The following is a 20116-nucleotide window of genomic DNA, read 5'->3' as shown; positions in this document are numbered from 1 at the left end:
CTTTTTTATTTTACTCAGCTAAACCCGATTTTACCGCTATGCTATCTTCTACTAGTCGTATATTCGACATTCTTGAGTACGCCGTTCGACCTCAAAACAAAGCCAATGTCCTAGCCTGTAAACGTAAGGGCGAATGGCTGACTTTTTCGGCAGGAGATATTCTTCAACAGATTGACGAAATGAGTTTGGGGCTCATCAGCTTAGGGATAAACGTTGGCGACCGAATTGCCATCGTTTCTGATGGTCGCCCCGAGTGGAATATTTTGGATTTTGCCATCCAACAAATAGGAGCCATTTCGGTGCCCATTTATCCTACCCTGACGCTCGACGATTTTCAATTTATTTTTCATGAATCGGATGTAAAATTGGTGTTTGTAGGCGATGCCAGCCTTTTTCGCAAACTCCTTGACATTGTGGCCACTGCGCCTAGCATCGAGGAAATGTACACCTTTGATACCGTAAAAAGTGCTAAAAATTGGCTGGACGTACAAGCCCAAGCCAACGAAGACCACCGAAGCGAACTGGATAGACGCAAAGCCAATGTCCAACCAGACGACCTTTTGAGTATTATTTACACCTCAGGCACAACGGGCAACCCGAAAGGGGTAATGCTCACCCACCAAAATCTCATCAGCAACGTCATTGAAGGGTGTAAATTGATTGCGTTCGGTACTGAGGCGCGAGCGTTGAGTTTTTTACCCCTCAATCACGTCTTTGAGCGCATGGTACAATACGTGTATTTACGCTCGGGAATTTCAATTTACTATGCCGAAAACGTTGCTACCATTGCCGAAAATCTCAAAGAAGTGCGCCCAACGGTGCTTTCTACTGTGCCGCGTTTGTTGGAAAAAGTGTATGACAAAATTATCGCCAAAGGTTATGAACAACCTCGCATTCAGCGAAATATATTTCTTTGGGCGCTTGATTTAGGTTTGAAGTATGACCCAAATAAGTCCATGGGATTTTTGTACAATGCACAACTAAAATTAGCCCGTAAACTGGTTTTTAGCAAATGGCAAGAAGGGCTAGGGGGGAAAATAGAAATGATTGTAGCAGGGGCAGCCGCCACGCCTCCGCGCATTGCAAGGGTGTTTTGGGCCGCAGGTATTCCCGTTTGCGAGGGATATGGTCTGACTGAAACCTCGCCCGTTATTTCGTTTAATCGGCTTTTTCCTCAGCCCGAAGTTCGCATCGGAACGGTAGGACTGGTGATTGACGGCGTAGAAGTAAAATTGGCCAACGATGGAGAAATTTTGGTCAAGGGTCCCAATGTCATGAAAGGTTATTACTTAAAACCAGAGCTCACGGCCGAAGTAATTGACGCGAATGGCTGGTTTCATACGGGTGACATTGGCGAATGGATTGATGGCCGTTTTTTAAAAATCACCGACCGTAAAAAAGAGATTTTCAAAACTTCTGCAGGAAAATACGTGGCTCCTCAAGCCGTTGAAGCCAAACTCAAAGAATCGTTTTTTGTCGAACAAGCGGTGGTCATGGGCGATGGTCAAAAATACGCCGCTGCCTTGATTGTCCCGTCGTTTGAAGCCATCAAAGAATTTTGTCGGGTCGAAAACATCACCTACACCAGCGACGAAGAAATCATCAAAAATGAAAAAGTAGTGGCCAAACTTCGCGCGGAAATTGAAAACGAGAATCGGGAATTAGCTCCATACGAACGCATCAAAAAATACCACTTATTGTCAAGCCCTCTTTCGGTTGAAAATGGAGAACTAACCCCCACCCTCAAACCCAAGCGCCGTATAATTCAGGAAAAATACAAAGCAGAAATTGCGGGGTTGTTTGATTAGGATATTTTAACAACCATATAAGTACAAATCATTCGCTTTACTGGATTTCTCTAAAAGACGCTAGCCATTTCCGAAGTGATTCAATGACTTGTTTTACGTCCAGAAGCGATAATTCGGGGCGTTTTAAGGTCGTAGGGATTTGAATAAACACGGCATTGCCCTCCCCTACTTTTGGCGTCCATACAATGTGCCCCCGCAAAACGGCCACCCTCGATTCGATATTCCCAATGCCAAGCCCTTGTTTTGCCTTGGCATAATCAAATCCTTTGCCATCGTCAAAATAATCAAAATGAATAACATCTTCATCTTGATGCGCACGAATAGTAATCTTCTTACAATCAGCGTGTTTCAGGCTATTGTTCATTAACTCTTGGGTGATTCGGTACAAACCTGTTTCGATTTCGGTAGGTAAACGTTCGGGCAGACGAGACGCATCCATTTCCACACTTACTATGCCCGATTGGCTGATTTTGCGAACCAATTCTTCAATAGCCGCTGCATAGCCGTATTGTTCCAATACCCTCGGACTTAGCTCGCGCAGCATCCGTCGAATGTCCACAATAGAGTCATTGATTATCTCCAGCGTTTTAGCCTTTATCTCTTGGCTTTCAGGCTTTTTAGACAAATATTTTGTCATCGTGGACGCATAAAGTTTGAGCGTTGCGAGTCGTGCTCCCACCTCATCGTGCAGGTCTTGGGCTATTTGTTTACGTTCTTGTTCTTGCGCATCCAAAGCAATACGCAGTCGTTCTTGTTCTTTTTCTTTCAAACGAACCAGTCGATTTTTCCCTGCCACAAAAGCCACATAACCAAACAAACCCGTACAAACAAAATAAAACCACCACGTTTGCCAAAACGGAGGCTGTATCCGAATAAAAAGCTTCTTTTCATCATCACTCCACAGCCCGTCACGGTTGGAAGCCATCACTCGAAAAACGTATCGGCCTGGTGCGAGGTTAGCATACCGCACATAGTTTTTGCTACCACTGCGCACCCAGTCATTATCTTGTCCCTCCAGCCTATATTTGTATTCATTTCGGCCATTACTGTAAAAGTCAATGGCCGCAAATTCCAACGAAAAAGTATTCTGGGAATAAGGTAAAGAAACTGCATCGGTTTCGTTGATTTGTTTTTCCAACGGGTAGGCGGCTTCATTTACACTGAAATTGTACAAATGAACACTAGGCTTAAAGGATAATTTCCGCATTCGTTCGGGATAAAAACTGTTAAAACCTTTTACCCCACCAAAAAATATCTCTCCCTCATTGGTCTCCAAAAACGCATTCCCGTTATACTCGTATCCCTGAATGCCATCAGCTACATCAAAATTTCGGAACTGGTTTGTTTGTTGATCAAAGTGCGAAATACCGTGATTTGTACTGAGCCACAAGTCCCTTTTTTTGTCGATAATTATCCCATAAATATACGAATTGGCTAGGCCATTGCGGTCGTTATAAAAGCGATAAACCCTATTTTTTGGATTCAGTTCGAGCAGCCCTTTCTCCGTTCCAACCCATAACTGACCACGGACTGTATCTTCCCGTATTACGTTGATATTGAAATACTTCATTCCATAATACACTTGTTTCCATTGGTTATTTCGGTAACGAAACCCGTACAATCCATCAAAATAAGACGACACCCAAATCGTACTATCTTTGGATTGAAATACCGAAAACACATTTCGATTTTTCAGCATGGGTGGACGCGAAAAAGTTGCCTTTTGGACATTAAAAATCCACGGGCCTTGCGGAGTTCCAAGTAAAAATAAGCTGTCAGAAAGTTCCGTAATGTTTCGTGTATAGTTGTTTCGGGAAGGGTTTTTATCGAACTGAAAGAGGGTAAATTTCTCGGCCTTTGGGTCAAAATACATGATGCCACCGTACGTGCCCAACCACATCCGATTATGACTATCCCGAAGCAGCGACTTTATAAAATTAAGCGAAGGAATGGTTGGCATGGCAGCCTTCGTCAGGTATCGCTTGATGATGGTGCGATTTTTGGGTTGATACACGTTTAGACTACCTTCGGTGCCCACCCACACGTTTCCATCGGGGCTTTGGGCAAAACACCGAACCGAAAAATTATCCAAACGCCTTTCATCTGGCGAATCGGGGCTATCGGTTACTTTTCGCAAAACAGAAGCATTCGGAATCACTTTTAAAAGCCCATCGGGGTCAACGTTCGCCCAAATAATTCCTCTGCTGTCAACGTAAATACGGGTAATTTCGTAATTGTCTAATTTCCTGGGTGTTACCAATGGCAACGACAAAGGTTGCAGGGTCAATTTGGTGGGATTCAAAATCCAAAAACCGTTTCGTTGGGTTCCAATCCACAATTTTTGGTTGATGCCTTCAGCAATGCTATACACTGCCCCAATCGGCTGTCCTTCTGCCGACTTATCAAAAAACTGAAAAGTTGTATAGGTATTGTCAATACGAATAACACCGTTCAACGACCCCAGCCAAACCGTATTTTTGGCATCTACGTACAAACAAATGATATTAAGTGGGGTTCCGAGTTCGTTTTTGGGAGATTGGCTAAAATAATAATGGTATTTTTTTTCTTTGATATTATACCTCACCACCCCTTTGTCACCCACCATCCAAACATCCCCCGCAGGCGTTCGCGTGGTCCAATCAATGTAGTCAAAATCCTGAGAAATAAATACCTCTGGCGCAATCACCCGATGGGTTTTGGTCTTGAAATGATAAGCCAACATCCCCTCGCCTTCTCTGATATACCAAAGCTCGTCTTCATCGGCATAAAACGGAGCGGTTCGTTTTTTGATACCAGCATGTTTTTTGTCAACAATGAGGGTAAAATGCTCCGTCGAACGTTCATAACAATTCAAGCCCTCCTCAGTACCTAACCAAATATTCCCACGGCGATCTTCGACAATGCCCGCAATATTTACCCCATGAAGCGTGAAAGGGTTGTTTGGGTCGGGTTTATATACCTTAAACGAATGTCCGTCGTAACGATTCAAACCATCTTGCGTACCAAACCACATAAAACCCCGTGAGTCTTTGAGCATGTGATAAGGCGAGCCTTGTGATAGCCCTTTCTCTACCCCAATATGCTCCACCCGATAATCCTGCGCAAACAAGCATCGGCTTACCAACTGAATTCCTAAAAAGAAGAGGAATAATCTGTACACTTACCTGGGAGTTTAGGCCATAACTTCCTCTGTCAAAAGGCAGAGATAAGGCAAGTTACAGAAAAATATACTTAGGAGTCAAAACGCAAGCGAGTATTTTCGGGCGTCACTTCCAGCAGCGCATGTCGTCCGACTACCATAGCACGGTTATCAGGGACGTGCCCAACGGGAAAATCAAAGGCGACTGGATAATCAAATTCTTGTACGTATTCACTGATAATTTCGAGGTGATTTTTACCAAAAGAAGCAGATTCGTTGTCTTTGAGGTCGGTAAATTGCCCCACAACGATGCCCGCCAACTGATCCAATTTACGTGCTCGTTTCAATTGCACCATCATGCGATCGAGGTTGTAATAGTATTCTTCTACGTCTTCGATAAATAAAATTTTACCGCGTGTATCTATTTCAGAACGCGACCCCAACAAATGCGCTAAAAGGCATAAATTACCACCCACTATTGTTGCCGCTGCTTTGCCCGTACGGTTGTATGGATGGGCAGGCACGACATACGCAAGTGGCTCCCCCCAAAGTGCTTTACGCAGCGATTCAAGCGCATTTTCAGCACCTTCTTGGCCAAATAACTTAGGCATGGTAGCGTGCAAACTCTCAAAATCAAGGCGATGCAAGTGGCAATGTATGGCCGTAATATCGCTAAAACCTACCAGCCATTTAGGTGATTTTTTAAATTTTTGAAAACGAAGGGTATCAATAATTTTTGAACTACCATAACCACCTCTTGCCGAAAAAATAGCCTTGATACTCGGGTCATCAAGCATCTGTTGTAAGTCTCGGCGTCGCTCTTCGTCGGTTCCTGCAAACTGGTTATATTGACTGTAAAGCGTTTGCCCTTCAACAACCTCAAGCCCCCAGTCTTCTCGCAAAATCCGCAACCCCTCTGCCAATGATGGGTACGAAACTTTACTGGCCATTGCCAATACCCCGACTCGGTCTCCAGCTTGTAAAAATGATGGTCTTATCACGTAAAGTCTAGCTTCTTTAGTTTCAAAAAATCATGTTTTAATTTCCCTATTTTTCTCGCTTAACGGCCAAATAGGTAGCGCCAATCAGGGCCATGAGCAACAAAATACCGATTACTTCAAAAGCCCAAACGTGGGTTGTCATTAGATGAATACCAAACTGACGTAGCGTTGTACTTCTAACGGCTGGGTCAATCACGTCGTCGGGGCCGTGTAGAATTAGGAAATTGGCATGAACAATCAACCAGAATAAACCACCAAATATGGCCAACGCCACCACCGTTCCCCAAAAATGGTTTACGTGGGTCGTTAAGACAATATTGGCCTGTTGGCTATCCGTTCGGTCGGCTCGGTGCGTCAGCATGACCCCAAACAAGAGCAGTATTAAAACCCCACCTACGTAAATAAGTAACTGAGCCACTGCCAAAAAATCAGCGCCTGCCAAGACAAACAGCGCCGCAACCCCCAATAAAGTAATAAACAAACTCAAGGCGGCATACATCACATTGCGGGTAAAAAGCACAGTAAGTGCTGCCCCCACTGCAAGTGCTGAAAAGCCATAAAATGCAATTTCTTCCATCCTCCTCTATTTTTTTCCAAAGGTGTAAATCAGCCCAAAGTTACTTTTTAGAATCCCTGACTCAAACTTTCGCTCGACGTAAGGGGCAATTTCTAAAGCAATTTTTACTTGAGGCACTGTTTTAAAAGGCGAGACGCGCGTTCCGATATTGAGCGAATAGCCTTCCACCACATTTTTTGTTTGGTTGGCCAACACCCCAATAAAATTAAACCGTACACCGCCACCTGCATAAAATTGAGCGGCGCTTGTTTTTTTAAAATTAAACAAAGGCAACACCTCCGTACTAAGACTTCCAAACAGCGTGTTGGTTTGTAGGCGAGCATCCAGCCAAAAAACCTTGTCAGGATTTGTACTCACCGAAATCAGGCCATTCCAAGGGTAGTACCCTACCGACTGGGCCTTCACCTGGGCCATTCCCAAGAATAAGCTTAAAAAAAGCCCCGTTCGGAGCAAAGTCCGAGCGGGGTTTAATGATTGGTTCTGCGTTAAAAACATTTGAAAATGGTTTTATCTCATTTTAAGTTTACCCATTTTTTCCATTGTATTCATCTTTTTCATCATTTTGCGCATTTCGTCAAATTGCTTCAAAAGATTATTTACTTGCTGTAAAGATGTACCACTACCTGTAGCAATGCGTTTCTTACGGCTATTGTCAATCATATCTGGGTTTTCGCGTTCTTTCGGAGTCATTGACTGAATGATGGCCTCAATCGGTTTGAAAGAATCATTGTCAATATCCATATCTTTCACGGCACTTCCCATACCTGGGATCATCCCCAACAAATCTTTGACGTTACCCATCTTTTTGATTTGCTGTAATTGCCCCAAAAAGTCGTTGAAATCGAACTTATTTTGACGCATTTTAGCGTTCAAACGCTTCGCTTCGTCTTCATCAAAGGCTTGTTGAGCACGTTCTACCAACGAAAGTACGTCTCCCATTCCCAAAATACGGCTGGCCATACGATCGGGGTGGAAACTATCGAGGGCTTCCATTTTTTCGCCCGTTGAGATAAACTTAATCGGTTTATCTACAATTTGGCGAATTGAAAGCGCCGCTCCCCCACGGGCATCACCATCTAATTTGGTAAGTACAACCCCGTCAAAGTTCAAACGCTCGTTGAACGTTTTAGCCGTATTTACTGCATCTTGCCCAGTCATTGAGTCAACGACGAACAAAATTTCTGACGGTTTTAGGGCTGCTTTGATATTTTCAACCTCACGCATCATGACCTCGTCAACGGCCAAACGACCTGCTGTATCAACAATCACAATTTTCTTGCCCGACTTTTTGGCGTGGGCAATGGCGTTTTGAGCAATTTCTACTGCATTTTTATTTTCTGGCTCGGCAAATACTTCTACACCAATTTGCTCACCAAGCACTTTCAGCTGGTCAATCGCCGCAGGACGGTAAATATCACAGGCCGCCAACAACACCTGACGCCCTTGGCGCTTGAGTAAGCTGGCCAATTTACCCGAAAACGTTGTTTTACCCGAACCTTGAAGACCTGCAATCAAAATTACGGCAGGATCACCTTTGGTATTAATACCTTCGGCATGTCCACCCATCAATTCAGTCAACTCTTCATGGACGATTTTTACGAACATTTGCCCAGGCTCAACCGCAATCAAAATCTTCTGATCGAGGGCTTTATCTTTAATTCTGTCCGTAATTTCTTTGGCAACTTTGAAGTTAACGTCGGCGTCCACCAAGGCGCGGCGCACCTCTTTAATCGTGGCGGCTACGTTAATATCCGTAATTCTGTCTTTCCCCTTGAGGGTTCGAATGGCTTTGTTTAATTTATCCTGTAAGCTTTCAAACATAGTAAACGCAAATAAAATGAGGCCACAAATTTAGTGAAACAAGTCTGGAAACCATAATAACTTTGAATAGCAGTGTGAAAAGTAGTGCGATAATTTTAAATTTGCGCCGCAAAAAACTTAAAAATCGAAACGTCCGTCATGATTATGCAGAGAAGAACAACTACTTACTGGCGCTGGCTGAATGTGTTACTGATTGTGTTTATGACAGTAGGTACGTTGATGGCCCAAGTCAAAATTACTTTTCCCGTCGAAAGAGCCATTTTTCAGCGTAACAACGCCAACCAAGCAGTTATCTCTATTGGCGGCTACTATACCCAAGCGGTTGACCGCATCGAAGCACGGCTAGTTCCTGTGCTCGCAGGACAAGGACAAGCCACTGACTGGACTACCATTCAATCAAATCCCAGTGGAGGTACGTTTTTAGGTACTTTGACAGGCCGAGGAGGTTGGTACACCCTAGAAGTAAGGGGATTTTATGGCCCTAACCAAATAGGGCGTGACGCCATCAGTCGGGTAGGTGTTGGGGAAGTATTTTTGATTGCAGGCCAATCCAACGCCCAAGGCTTCTTCGATTTTGGAGGCCCCGCCGCTGGAGATGACCGCGTCAATGCCGTCACTTGGGATAATCAAAATTCGGACAAGACAAATAATCCAACCCTATCTTTTGCCCAACTTACCGCCAATATGGTCATTGGCCCTCGTGGACGCAGCGCTTGGTGCTGGGGTGCATTAGGCGACTTGCTCGTCAGAAAGCTAAATGTACCAGTGATGTTCATGAACGCCTCTTGGTTTGACACTTCTACCCAAAACTGGTTAGATGCCGCCAACGGCAAGCCCGTTGAAAGCCGAGTACCAGGCGTATTCTTACCACCTGGTATGCCTTATGCTAACCTCAAAGCATCGCTCCAGTATTATGGTTCTATCTTAGGATTACGGGCTGTTTTATGGTTACAAGGAGAAAACGATGCCGCCGCCCGTGTAACAAAAGCAGCTTACCAAAATTCACTACAAGGCTTAGTAAACGTTGCTCGCATAGAGCAAGGAGAAGTGTTATCTTCACTTCCTTGGGTGTTGTCACGCACTTCTCGCTACGCCTTCAATACCTCCTCGTTTGTGTCACAAGATGTGATCGACGCCCAAACAGCCGTCATTAATATTCCATTTAACAAATGTTACGGTGGGCCTTTCACCGATAATATTCAAGTACCACGTCCTTCCAAAAACCCCGTAAACGGCGAAGACGATAATGTCCACTTTCAAGGCCAAGGCTTGGTGGATGTAGCCCGAGCGTGGGATAATTCCCTCCCTCCGAGCTTTTTTGCGACAGTCGTGCCCGTTATGGCACGAACCGTTTTACCCATTTCTATCAGCTGCAATACCCCTGCTGTTAGTTTTAATGCAAAAGCGCCTAATGGCTTCTCTTCTTACTTGTGGAGTACTGGTGAAACTACCCAAACTATTACGGTAAAAGGGGCAGGTACCTACCAAGTGACTATGAAAGATAACGCTGGAAATACCTACCTCACTGCGCCCATCACAGTAACCGAAAACGTTGAACCACCCGTTCCAACCATTACCCCAAGTGGCGAACAAGTAATTTGTGCTGACTCAACCATCGCGCTTTCCGTCAATGTCTCCTCTGTTAATACCGTTACTTGGAGCAATTCATTTGAAGGCAGAACTATTTCAGTAAAAAATCCAGGTCAATATACCGCTAAGATTTCAAATATTTACGGTTGTTCTTCGGCTAACTCTGCTCCAGTGACCATCAAAACAATCAGTGTAAAAGCTCCAACAGTCATCCAATCGGGGCCATACAGTGTGCAAGCGGCGGTCGATTCGACGATTTATTCGTTTACAGACTCAAAGGTTTCGACCATTTCTTGGGATTGGCAACAAGGTAGCAGAGCATTGCCCAACAAACAATCTGCCATTAAAACAACATCCATTGGTGCATTTAGTGCCCGTTCGCGGGTGACGTTTGTATCATCGACGGGCGGGAGTTCACGTACTTGTGTATCTCCTTTTTCTTCAGAAATAACCGTTCGCCCTGCTGGTGAGGAAGAAGGCTTGATAATTTATCCAAATCCAAGCCGTCACGGAAAAATTGCGATTGAAACCTTCCAAGACCTGACAAATGTGCAGATAACCGTCGCCCACATTTCGGGTCAAGTGGTTTACCGTGAGAAACTTCCCGTGTTGGACGTCCGCAAAGTAGTGGATTTATCTCACCTCCCAGATGGAGAATATATTTTCAAAGTTTCGTCCACCACCCTCAACGATTCACGACGAATTATTATAGATTATTGATATTTTCGGGGCTTCTGTGGTGTACAGAAGCCTTTCTTATTAATTTTACAGCGCCGTTCAAAAACCAAAGCCCTAACATTTGGTTTACTTAACGGACATTCCTAATTTTGAGTATTAAGTTAATCTGCATTAACCAATCCCCATACGAATGAATTATTTACCTTCAGACTACCTACCTATCCTCATTCAACTAGGCTTGGCATTGGCCTTCATCGTGGTGACCATGATAGTAACGCACTCTATTGGTCCAAAGCGAAACAGCGAGCGTAAAGACGAAGCTTTTGAATGTGGTATCGAATCAAAAGGAGATGCGCGTACTCCTATTTCCATCAAGTATTTTCTAGTAGCTATTCTTTTCGTCTTGTTTGACGTGGAGGTTATTTTTATGTACCCTTGGGCGGTCAATTTCCAAAAATTAGGTTCGCTAGGATTTGTAGAAATGATTTTATTCATGGGCTTGCTTTTGGCTGGCTTCTACTACATTATCCGCAAAGGTGTTTTAGACTGGGAAAAATAACAACGATTAACCATCAATTATGGCAACTGATATAAAAATAGTAGAAGCCCCTGAAGGATTCGAAGGTTCGGGCTTCTTTGCTACCTCGTTTGATAAAGTAGTAGGTTTGGCCCGTAGCCACTCGTTGTGGCCATTACCGTTTGCGACGTCTTGCTGCGGAATTGAGTTTATGTCCACCATGGCTTCGCGTTATGACTTGGCTCGCTTTGGTTCAGAGCGTCCTAGTTTCTCACCTCGCCAAGCTGATATGTTGCTGGTTGCAGGAACCATTGCTAAGAAAATGGCCCCTGTCTTGAAACAAGTTTACCTTCAAATGGCCGAACCTCGTTGGGTCATTGCCATTGGTGCTTGTGCTTCAAGTGGTGGGGTTTTCGATACGTACAGCGTTTTGCAGGGTATCGACCGCGTCATTCCTGTGGATGTATATGTACCTGGTTGCCCTCCTCGCCCTGAGCAAATTTTGGAAGGCATCATGCAAGTACGTGAACTTACCCACAACGAATCACTCCGCCGTCGTAATGGTGCCGAGTATCAAGCACTTTTGGCATCGTATAACATTCAGTAATCATCGATTTTATCATTGAGACTTATGCTCAACAATCAATCAGTAGCAGAAGAAATCGTCAAGAAATTTGGGGATGATGTATATGATTTTGAAGAGCCATTTGGATTGCTCACGTTGACTACCACGCGTGAGCAGATTATTCCAATGCTCGAATACCTCAAAAATCACTCAGAATTTAAAATTGGCTTTCTAACAGATATTACTGGGGTACATTTTCCTGACACCACCCCTGCCACCGAATACTGTGTGGTATATCACTTGCACAGTTTTATTCACAACTTTCGGGTACGTATTAAAGTCTTTTTGGCAGAAGCCGATTTGCACATTCCAACGGCCTCCGAAGTATATGCAAGCGCCAATTGGATGGAACGCGAAACGTTTGACTTCTTCGGAATCATCTTCGATGGCCACCCTAATCTGATTCGTATCCTGAACATGGAAGAAATGGATTACCACCCAATGCGCCGCGAATATCCGTTGGAAGACGCTACTCGTGAAGATAAAATTGATGCTCTTTTTGGAAGATAATTTTAAGTAAAACAAGAAATGACCGAAGCTAACATTGCCAAAAAAAATAGCGGTACTCTTGTCAAAGACGAACCAGTACAATACGTCAATGAACTGACTACCCTCAACCTTGGCCCTACCCACCCCGCCACACACGGTATTTTCCAAAACGTGTTGACGATGGATGGTGAAAAAATCATTGCTGGGGAACAAACAGTCGGGTATATTCACCGCGCTTTTGAAAAAATTGCCGAGCGTCGTCCGTTTTACCAAATTACGACCCTCACCGACCGCATGAACTACTGCTCGTCTCCTATCAATAACATGGGATGGCACATGACGGTTGAAAAACTCCTCGGCGTTGAGGTTCCGAAACGGGCCCAATACATTCGTGTTATTATGATGGAGCTGGCGCGGATTGCCGACCACATCATTTGTAACGGTATCTTGGGGGTTGACACAGGAGCATTTACGGGCTTTTTGTACATCTACGAATACCGTGAAAAAATCTACGAAATCTACGAAGAAATGTGCGGCGCCCGCCTCACAACCAATATGGGACGCGTAGGTGGTATGGAACGTGATTTGTCGAAAGAAGCCATTCGGAAAATCAATGAGTTCTTGACAACTTTCCCGCCTATTTATAGAGAATTTCAACGGTTGTTTAACCGTAACCGTATTTTTATGGATCGCACCGTTGGGGTTGGAGCTATTTCTGCCGAACGTGCCATGAGTTATGGTTTTACAGGACCTAACCTTCGTGCCGCTGGGGTTGACTACGACGTTCGGGTGATGAATCCTTATTCTTCGTACGAAGATTTTGAATTTGACATTCCAGTTGGACAACATGGCGATACTTACGACCGCTTCATGGTTCGTGACGAGGAAATCTGGCAAAGCCTTCGCATTATTGAACAGGCGTTGAAAAACCTTCCCGAAGGCCCTCATTATGCCGATGCTCCCGAGTACTATTTGCCTCCAAAGCAAGAAGTATATCGTAGCATGGAAGCGCTCATCTACCACTTCAAAATTGTGATGGGTGAAATCGACGCTCCCGTTGGTGAGGTCTATCATGCTGTTGAAGGTGGAAACGGAGAACTAGGCTTCTACTTAATCAGCGATGGTGGACGTACTCCTTACCGTTTGCACTTCCGTCGTCCATGTTTTATTTATTATCAGGCTTATCCTGAAATGTGCGTTGGTAGCACTATCTCAGATGCTATCGTGACCATGAGTAGTCTTAACGTAATTGCGGGTGAGTTGGATGCTTAATCGACTTTGAAAATGACTGAAACTACACATACTGTTGCTTTTACTACCGAGCGTCTAGCCAAAGCCAAAGAAATCATAGCTCGCTATCCAGAGGGTAAACAAAAATCTGCCCTTTTGCCCTTGCTTCACCTTGCCCAAGAACAATACGGTTGGGTTAGCCCAGAAGTAATGGATTATGTGGCTGGCTTGCTCAACATTTTGCCCATTGAAGTATATGAGGTGGCTTCGTTTTATACCATGTTCCACCTTGACCCCGTTGGCAAACACGTCATTGAGTACTGCCGTACTGGGCCTTGCTGCCTCATGGGTGGTGAAGATGTATATGGCTACCTCAAAACAAAGTTGGGAATTAATACGGGCGAAACCACACCTGATGGCAAGTTTACCATCAAAGAAGTGGAATGCTTGGCTGCCTGCGGATGGGGGCCTGTCTTCCAGGTTCGTGAAAAGTACTACATGAACCTGACCAATGACAAGATTGACGAAATCATTGACGAATTAAGCAAAGACTAAAAGATATTTCATCGATATACTATGCCAGTAAAAATTCTTACCGAACACATAAATGTTCCCGGTATCGACACCTTCGAAGTCTATCGTAAGATGGGCGGTTATACTGCGGTAGAAAAGGCATTGAAAAAAATGACTCCCGAAGAAATCGTTGAGGAAGTCAAAAAATCAGGTGTCAGAGGACGCGGTGGAGCAGGTTTCCCGATGGGAATGAAGTGGAGCTTTTTGGCCAAACCAGAAGGAGTTCCTCGCTACTTGGTCTGCAACGCCGATGAGTCCGAGCCTGGTACTTTCAAAGACCACTACTTAATGAAAAACAACCCTCACCTGTTGATTGAGGGGATGATTGTTTCAAGTTTTGCGCTTGGAGCCAACAAATCGTTCATTTATGTACGTGGTGAATTGATGTACGTTATTCACATCCTTGAAAAGGCCATTGAAGAAGCCAAAGCTGCGGGCTTTTTGGGAAAAAATATTTTGGGAACGGGTTATGACCTTGAGTTGGTCGTTCAGCCAGGCGGTGGTGCTTACATCTGCGGCGAAGAAACGGCCCTTCTTGAATCGTTGGAAGGAAAACGTGGAAATCCGCGCAATAAACCCCCTTTCCCTGCCGTAAAAGGGCTTTATCAATGCCCTACGGTGGTTAACAATGTAGAGTCTATCGCCAATACACCTTGGATTGTAAACAATGGCGGTGAAGCTTACGCTGCCCTTGGCGTAGGTCGTAGTACAGGAACGAAACTTATTTCGGTTTCAGGCCACGTCAACAAACCTGGTGTTTACGAAATTCCGCTTGGTATCACGGTCGAAGATTTTATTTACGCCGACGAATGGTGCGGTGGGATTCGGCCTGGCCACCACTTAAAGGCAGTTGTTGCTGGTGGTTCTTCTGTGCCAATTTTGCCCGCTAATCTTATTTTGACCCTGGCCAACGGCGACAAGCGTTTGATGACCTATGAATCGTTGTCAGACGGAGGTTTTGCCACGGGGACAATGCTGGGTTCGGGTGGATTTATTGTTATGGACGAAACCACCTGTATCGTTCGCAATACCTTGACCTTTGCCCGTTTCTACCACCACGAGTCGTGCGGACAGTGTTCACCTTGTCGCGAAGGAACTGGCTGGATGGACAAAGTGCTCGACCGTATCGAACACGGCAAAGGAAACATGCGTGACATTGATTTATTGGTGGATGTAGCGAAAAAAATTGAAGGAAACACCATTTGTCCGTTAGGAGATGCCGCAGCTTGGCCAATAGCGGCGGCCATTCGTCACTTCCGTCATGAATTTGAATGGCACGTGACCCATCCGCTCGAAGCAACAAAACCCGGTGCAGCATACCGTGGTGAAATGGAATTAGTTTAAGAGATTGAAGTTTGATTTTGAACTACGAATAATACATGGAAACTACTGCACCGCAGTTATTCAAAATAACGTTTGACGGTATCGAAATCGAAGTGCCGCCTGGAACGACCATCATGCAAGCGGCCCGTAAAATCGCCGAAGCCGATCCAACAAAAATGCACCTTGCGCCTCCTGCTATGTGCTATTATGAGCCATTGAAGGGATCGGGTGGAAAATGCCGTGCTTGCTTGGTAAAAGTATCCGCAGGGTCAGCCAAAGACCCGCGTCCTATGCCCAAGCTTGTACCTTCGTGTATTACGACGGTGCAAGATGGTATGATTGTTGAAAACACGACCAACGAAGCCGTGGTAGAAACCCGCAAGGGAATCGTGGAATTTTTGCTCCTCAATCACCCGCTTGATTGCCCAGTGTGCGACCAAGCAGGCGAATGCCACCTTCAAGACTTTGCTTTTGAGCATGGCCGTGTTCAGACGCGCTACGAAGAAGACCGCCGTACGTTTGAAAAGCAGGACATTGGGCCCTACGTTCAATTGCACATGACGCGTTGTATTTTATGCTATCGTTGTGTCTTTACTGCTGACCAAATCACCAACAAACGTGTACACGGGGTGATGAATCGCGGCGACCATGCCGAAATTAGTACGTACATCGAAAAAGCCATTGATAATGATTTCTCAGGAAACGTGATTGATGTTTGCCCAGTAGGTGCTTTGACTGATAAAACGTACCGTTTCAAAAATCGTGTTTGGTTCACAAAACCCGTTGACGCACACTGTGATTGCGAAAAATGTAGCGGTAAAGTGACGTTGTGGTACCGTGGAGATGAAGTAATCCGTGTTACTGCGCGCAAAAACGAATGGGGCGAAGTCAAAGAATTTATTTGTAATACCTGCCGTTTTGAACGTAAAAAAACCAGTGACTGGACCATCGAAGGCCCAATGAAAGTGGCGCGTTACTCGGTGATTATGGCCAATAAATACCGCGCTGACTTGAAAAAACCTGAGTTTGGTTTGAAAGTAGCGGCCTCGCAATACAAGCAAATTGACGATTCTCGCCCGTTTGTCACTGACAACAGCACCATTCGGGAACTGAGTAAAGAAAATAACGCGAAAGCCAATCAACGTTCATTGGCCGAGAACAACTAAAAAACAGTCACTTCGATTATGGCTTTTTCAATAGACGCAGCTTTTATCATCAAGGCAATTATTATTTTACTCATTTTTGCCATTACCCTGTTGATAGCAACTTACTCCACTTATGCAGAACGCAAAGTGGCAGCCTTTATTCAAGACCGTATTGGCCCTAACCGTGCAGGGCCATTTGGGTTGTTACAACCCATTGCCGATGCCGTTAAAATGTTCTTTAAAGAAGATTTTATCCCATCACATGCCAGCAAATGGCTGTTTATTTTAGGCCCGTGTCTTTCCATGCTTACCGCCTTAATGACCAGCGCGGTTATTCCGTTTGGTGACAGCGTTAAGTACGAAGCCGCCCCTGGGAAAGTTTGGGATGTGGCCGTACAAGCCATCGACGTTAACATCGGAATCCTATACGTATTTGGCGTTGTTTCGCTCGGTGTTTATGGAATCATGGTGGGTGGTTGGGCTTCCAACAACAAATTCTCGCTTTTAGGCGCCATTCGTGCGGCTTCGCAAAACATCAGTTACGAAATCTCAATGGGTTTGGCCATTGTTGCGATTTTGATGATGACAGGTTCACTTTCAATCCGTCATATTGTAGAACAACAACACGGCGGCAACTGGAATATCTTCTATCAACCAATCGGCTTTGTCATCTTTATTACTTGTGCATTTGCCGAATGTAACCGTACTCCTTTTGACCTTCCAGAGTGTGAAACTGAGCTCATTGGTGGTTATCATACCGAGTATAGCTCTATGAAACTTGGTTTCTATCTATTTGCAGAATACATCAACATGTTTGTTTCATCCGCAATGATTGCCAGTCTTTACTTTGGTGGGTACAATTACCCAGGCATGGATTGGGTACAAGCCAAATTGATTGCTGCAATGGGAGAAATTACTGGTCATAATCTTGCTACATTGGTAGGTACATTGGTTTTCTTTGGCAAGTCATTGTTCTTTGTATTCTTCTACATGTGGGTACGTTGGACATTGCCTCGTTTCCGTTACGACCAATTGATGAACCTCGGCTGGAAAGGACTTATCCCATTGGCCATTGTCAACGTTATCTTGACAGGTGGCGCCATTTTGTACTTGAAACCCTTAGTAGTTTCACTTTTGAAATAGCTTACAAGTGTTACAGCTTACTAATTATCGCCCTGTAAACTGTAAACTAGGAACTGTAAACCTTTGAGTTATGCAACTTACGAATCGTTCAAAACAAGTTAGTAATAAAGAAATGACCTTTGCAGAGAAGATTTATCTTCCTGCCATTATCACAGGTCTAGGGATTACGATTAAGCACTTTTTCCAGAAAAAAGTAACCATCAGTTATCCTGAAGTGAAAAAGAACCTTGGCCCCGTATTTCGCGGCCGCCACGTCCTCAAACGCGACAACCAAGGCCGCGAACGTTGTACTGCCTGCGGGTTGTGTGCCGTAGCTTGTCCTGCTGAGGCCATTTCAATGGTGGCTTCAGAACGCCAAAAAGGAGAAGAAAATCTTTATCGGGAAGAGAAATACGCTGCCGTGTATGAAATCAACATGCTACGTTGCATTTTCTGCGGATTGTGTGAAGAAGCCTGTCCAAAACAAGCGATTTACCTTCGCCACGACGAATTTGTTCCCGTTTTTACCGAACGTGATCAAGTGATTTGGGGCAAAGACAAATTGGCAGAAAATATGAACAACCGCTATTTACGCACTGCTTGGACCAGAGAAGAAGCGCACGAACAAGATTTGAAAGGTATCGTAGCACAACCAAGAACACAACTGTAAACTACCTTAAAGATGGACTTTTCAACTTTTATTAATAACCTTACACCCGCCGCTATCTTTTTCTACGTACTTTCGTTTTTGACGATTTTGTGCGGGTTGATGGTCGTTTTAGCAAGAAATCCGATTCACAGCGTACTTTTTTTAATTGGCACTTTCTTTTGTTTATCAGGACACTATGTGCTTCTAAACGCCCAGTTTCTAGCTGCTGTCAATATCATCGTTTATGCAGGGGCTATCATGGTACTTTTCTTGTTTGTCATTATGTTCTTGAACTTAAAACAGGAAGACGAAGAATCGAAAACCAATTTAGTCAAAATTGCGGCTACCATTGTGGGTGGAACCCTCGGGGTTATCATGGTCGGTGTGCTACGTAAATCACAATTTGGCTCTTACAACCCTTACGAATTTGATTCGCAAGTAGGGATGGTAGAAAGCCTCGGAAATGTACTTTACACCGACTATTTACTTCCTTTTGAATTAGCGTCGGTATTGTTCCTTATTGCCATGGTAGGTGCCGTGATGCTGGGACGCCGCGAAGCTGGTGATAGACATTTTTAATCGATAGGCCAATGAATGCAAACCTCAGTAAATTAGTTGAGATTGCACAAAAGCCAACGCGACGAATCATAGGGCTTATGTCTGGGACATCCATGGATGGTTTAGACATAGCCCTTTGTCGTTTTAGTGGGCATGGTGCAAATACAACGCTTACCCTCGAAAAATTCGACACCATTGATTTTGGTGATGACATCAAAGATGAAATTCGTCGGGTTTTTGCAAAAAAAGAAATTGATTTCCAACACCTTTGTTTGCTTAACCCTTGGGTCGGAAATTTACACGGGAAACTCGTGTTGGAATGCTTGAAGAAATGGCAAATTTCCCCGCAAGACATTGATGTTGTCGCTAGTCACGGGCAAACAGTTTTTCATGCGCCCAAAATTTTGCATCGGCTAGATAAATACCCCAACGCTACCCTTCAAATTGGCGACGGTGATCATATCGCCGTTACGACGGGCATTATTACCCTGAGTGATTTTCGGCAAAAACACTGCGCGGCGGGTGGCGAAGGAGCGCCCCTTGCAGTCTATGGCGACTATTTTATTTTTTCCCAAAAAGGCGAAAACCGCATCATGCTCAACATGGGTGGAATTGCCAATTTTACGTACCTGCCAGGGTCGCTCAATGCCCAAGAGGTGTTTGTCACCGATACTGGGCCAGGCAATACCCTTATCGACGCTTTTATGCGTAAGTTTTTTAACTTGCCCTATGACAAAGATGGAAAAGTTGCCCTAAGTGGCCATGTCAATGAATCTTTGTTGGACGCGTTGAAAAAAGATGCCTTTTTTAAAGGGCCATTCCCCAAAACAACGGGCCCCGAATTATTCAGTTTGGAGTACGTACGCATTGCCCAACAACGCAGTAATACCACCTCACTATCGCCCGAAGATTTGGTCGCTACCCTTACTCAATTTTCGGCAGAAACCATCGCCGAGGCAATTTTGAAAGTGTGCCAAAAAGACCAAGAATATCGTTTGTATTTGAGCGGGGGAGGAATGCACAACCCTGCACTTATCAAAGCACTTCGCAAATTACTTCCCGACTTTCCGATGGATGCCACCGATTCCTTAGGTATATCAGGGGATGCCAAAGAGGCCGTTTTATTTGCTATTTTAGCCAACGAAACGCTTTGTGGCGATAACCTTGATTTTGGCACAAGAGAAGGAGTACCGAGTGTTTCTATGGGGAAAATTTCTTTTCCAAATTAAGCCTTGGCCTTTGTTTAAGTCTTGAACTTTAACAAAGGCCAA

18 protein-coding genes are annotated in these 20116 nt (G+C 44.6%); 13 read left to right on the top strand and 5 right to left on the bottom strand.

All coding sequences use genetic code 11. From position 1 onward, the window contains the following. Positions 1-38: 38 nt before the first annotated feature. Positions 39-1808 (top strand): AMP-dependent synthetase/ligase, encoded by a 1770-nt coding sequence (locus K339_RS0128030; protein WP_028526564.1) that lies wholly within the window; start codon positions 39-41, stop codon positions 1806-1808. Between the two features lie 37 nt (positions 1809-1845). On the opposite strand, the gene K339_RS35085 is transcribed toward K339_RS0128030, so the two are convergent. The 5 genes from K339_RS35085 to ffh all read right to left on the bottom strand — a co-directional run bounded on the left by K339_RS35085 (position 1846) and on the right by ffh (position 8346). Next, a complete protein-coding gene (locus K339_RS35085; protein WP_157607766.1) occupies positions 1846-4968 on the bottom strand; it encodes a ligand-binding sensor domain-containing protein in 3123 nt (1040 codons plus the stop codon). Positions 4969-5039: 71 nt separating this feature from the next. Next, positions 5040-5948, bottom strand: a complete 909-nt coding sequence (locus K339_RS0128020) for a S66 peptidase family protein (RefSeq protein ID WP_028526563.1) — start codon at positions 5946-5948, stop codon at positions 5040-5042. A 46-nt stretch (positions 5949-5994) separates the two neighbouring features. Further along, positions 5995-6525, bottom strand: coding sequence for an NADH-quinone oxidoreductase subunit J family protein (locus K339_RS0128015; RefSeq protein ID WP_028526562.1), 531 nt, complete (start codon positions 6523-6525; stop codon positions 5995-5997). 6 nt (positions 6526-6531) lie between these two features. Further along, complete coding sequence (locus tag K339_RS0128010; RefSeq protein WP_084332339.1) at positions 6532-7020, bottom strand: hypothetical protein; 489 nt, start codon at positions 7018-7020, stop codon at positions 6532-6534. A gap of 12 nt (positions 7021-7032) precedes the next feature. Then, positions 7033-8346, bottom strand: a complete 1314-nt coding sequence (ffh, locus tag K339_RS0128005) for a signal recognition particle protein (RefSeq protein WP_028526560.1) — start codon at positions 8344-8346, stop codon at positions 7033-7035. 144 nt (positions 8347-8490) lie between these two features. Here ffh and K339_RS0128000 point away from each other — a divergent pair, with 144 nt between their 5' ends. The 12 genes from K339_RS0128000 (at position 8491) to K339_RS0127945 (ending at position 20074) form a co-directional block, all read left to right on the top strand. Then, complete coding sequence (locus K339_RS0128000) at positions 8491-10656, top strand: T9SS type A sorting domain-containing protein (protein WP_037302140.1); 2166 nt, start codon at positions 8491-8493, stop codon at positions 10654-10656. 142 nt (positions 10657-10798) lie between these two features. After that, positions 10799-11173 (top strand): NADH-quinone oxidoreductase subunit A, encoded by a 375-nt coding sequence (locus tag K339_RS0127995; RefSeq protein ID WP_157607765.1) that lies wholly within the window; start codon positions 10799-10801, stop codon positions 11171-11173. Positions 11174-11192: 19 nt separating this feature from the next. Beyond that, positions 11193-11738 (top strand): NADH-quinone oxidoreductase subunit B, encoded by a 546-nt coding sequence (locus K339_RS0127990; RefSeq protein ID WP_028526557.1) that lies wholly within the window; start codon positions 11193-11195, stop codon positions 11736-11738. Positions 11739-11762: 24 nt separating this feature from the next. Next, complete coding sequence (locus K339_RS0127985; protein WP_028526556.1) at positions 11763-12266, top strand: NADH-quinone oxidoreductase subunit C; 504 nt, start codon at positions 11763-11765, stop codon at positions 12264-12266. 18 nt (positions 12267-12284) lie between these two features. Continuing rightward, on the top strand, positions 12285-13517 hold the full coding sequence (gene nuoD, locus K339_RS0127980) for an NADH dehydrogenase (quinone) subunit D (RefSeq protein ID WP_028526555.1): 1233 nt from the start codon (positions 12285-12287) through the stop codon (positions 13515-13517). Positions 13518-13529: 12 nt separating this feature from the next. Continuing rightward, a complete protein-coding gene (locus K339_RS0127975; protein WP_028526554.1) occupies positions 13530-14030 on the top strand; it encodes an NADH-quinone oxidoreductase subunit NuoE family protein in 501 nt (166 codons plus the stop codon). A 21-nt stretch (positions 14031-14051) separates the two neighbouring features. Next, positions 14052-15392 carry an NADH-quinone oxidoreductase subunit NuoF gene (nuoF, locus tag K339_RS0127970; protein ID WP_028526553.1) on the top strand — a complete coding sequence of 447 codons (1341 nt, stop codon included), beginning with the start codon at positions 14052-14054 and terminating at the stop codon, positions 15390-15392. A gap of 35 nt (positions 15393-15427) precedes the next feature. Then, the gene (locus tag K339_RS0127965) at positions 15428-16537 is read left to right on the top strand and encodes an NADH-quinone oxidoreductase subunit G (RefSeq protein WP_028526552.1); all 1110 of its coding nucleotides are present in this window, start codon (positions 15428-15430) and stop codon (positions 16535-16537) included. An 18-nt stretch (positions 16538-16555) separates the two neighbouring features. Then, the gene (gene nuoH, locus K339_RS0127960; protein WP_037302085.1) at positions 16556-17659 is read left to right on the top strand and encodes an NADH-quinone oxidoreductase subunit NuoH; all 1104 of its coding nucleotides are present in this window, start codon (positions 16556-16558) and stop codon (positions 17657-17659) included. A gap of 70 nt (positions 17660-17729) precedes the next feature. Continuing rightward, entirely contained in the window at positions 17730-18308 is a 579-nt protein-coding gene (locus tag K339_RS0127955; RefSeq protein ID WP_028526550.1) for a NuoI/complex I 23 kDa subunit family protein, read from the top strand. Positions 18309-18320: 12 nt separating this feature from the next. After that, positions 18321-18866: an NADH-quinone oxidoreductase subunit J family protein gene (locus tag K339_RS0127950; protein WP_051398303.1), complete on the top strand. Its 546-nt coding sequence runs from the start codon at positions 18321-18323 to the stop codon at positions 18864-18866. A gap of 11 nt (positions 18867-18877) precedes the next feature. Then, positions 18878-20074 carry an anhydro-N-acetylmuramic acid kinase gene (locus K339_RS0127945; RefSeq protein WP_028526548.1) on the top strand — a complete coding sequence of 399 codons (1197 nt, stop codon included), beginning with the start codon at positions 18878-18880 and terminating at the stop codon, positions 20072-20074. Positions 20075-20116: the final 42 nt, after the last annotated feature.

Origin of the sequence: Runella limosa DSM 17973, assembly GCF_000482465.1 — a bacterium.
GTDB lineage: Bacteria > Bacteroidota > Bacteroidia > Cytophagales > Spirosomataceae > Runella > Runella limosa.
The sequence above is the reverse complement of the archived record's forward strand: the minus strand, read 5'-3'. Positions and strand labels throughout refer to the sequence as shown.

Coding starts and splice junctions, on each gene's coding strand:
- K339_RS0128030 (WP_028526564.1), top strand. CDS start 39: ATGCTATCTTCTACTAGTCGTATATTCGACATTCTTGAGTACGCCGTT.
- K339_RS0128015 (WP_028526562.1), bottom strand. CDS start 6,525: ATGGAAGAAATTGCATTTTATGGCTTTTCAGCACTTGCAGTGGGGGCA.
- K339_RS0128010 (WP_084332339.1), bottom strand. CDS start 7,020: ATGTTTTTAACGCAGAACCAATCATTAAACCCCGCTCGGACTTTGCTC.
- ffh (WP_028526560.1), bottom strand. CDS start 8,346: ATGTTTGAAAGCTTACAGGATAAATTAAACAAAGCCATTCGAACCCTC.
- K339_RS0128000 (WP_037302140.1), top strand. CDS start 8,491: ATGCAGAGAAGAACAACTACTTACTGGCGCTGGCTGAATGTGTTACTG.
- K339_RS0127990 (WP_028526557.1), top strand. CDS start 11,193: ATGGCAACTGATATAAAAATAGTAGAAGCCCCTGAAGGATTCGAAGGT.
- K339_RS0127985 (WP_028526556.1), top strand. CDS start 11,763: ATGCTCAACAATCAATCAGTAGCAGAAGAAATCGTCAAGAAATTTGGG.
- nuoD (WP_028526555.1), top strand. CDS start 12,285: ATGACCGAAGCTAACATTGCCAAAAAAAATAGCGGTACTCTTGTCAAA.
- K339_RS0127975 (WP_028526554.1), top strand. CDS start 13,530: ATGACTGAAACTACACATACTGTTGCTTTTACTACCGAGCGTCTAGCC.
- nuoF (WP_028526553.1), top strand. CDS start 14,052: ATGCCAGTAAAAATTCTTACCGAACACATAAATGTTCCCGGTATCGAC.
- K339_RS0127965 (WP_028526552.1), top strand. CDS start 15,428: ATGGAAACTACTGCACCGCAGTTATTCAAAATAACGTTTGACGGTATC.
- nuoH (WP_037302085.1), top strand. CDS start 16,556: ATGGCTTTTTCAATAGACGCAGCTTTTATCATCAAGGCAATTATTATT.
- K339_RS0127955 (WP_028526550.1), top strand. CDS start 17,730: ATGCAACTTACGAATCGTTCAAAACAAGTTAGTAATAAAGAAATGACC.
- K339_RS0127950 (WP_051398303.1), top strand. CDS start 18,321: ATGGACTTTTCAACTTTTATTAATAACCTTACACCCGCCGCTATCTTT.
- K339_RS0127945 (WP_028526548.1), top strand. CDS start 18,878: ATGAATGCAAACCTCAGTAAATTAGTTGAGATTGCACAAAAGCCAACG.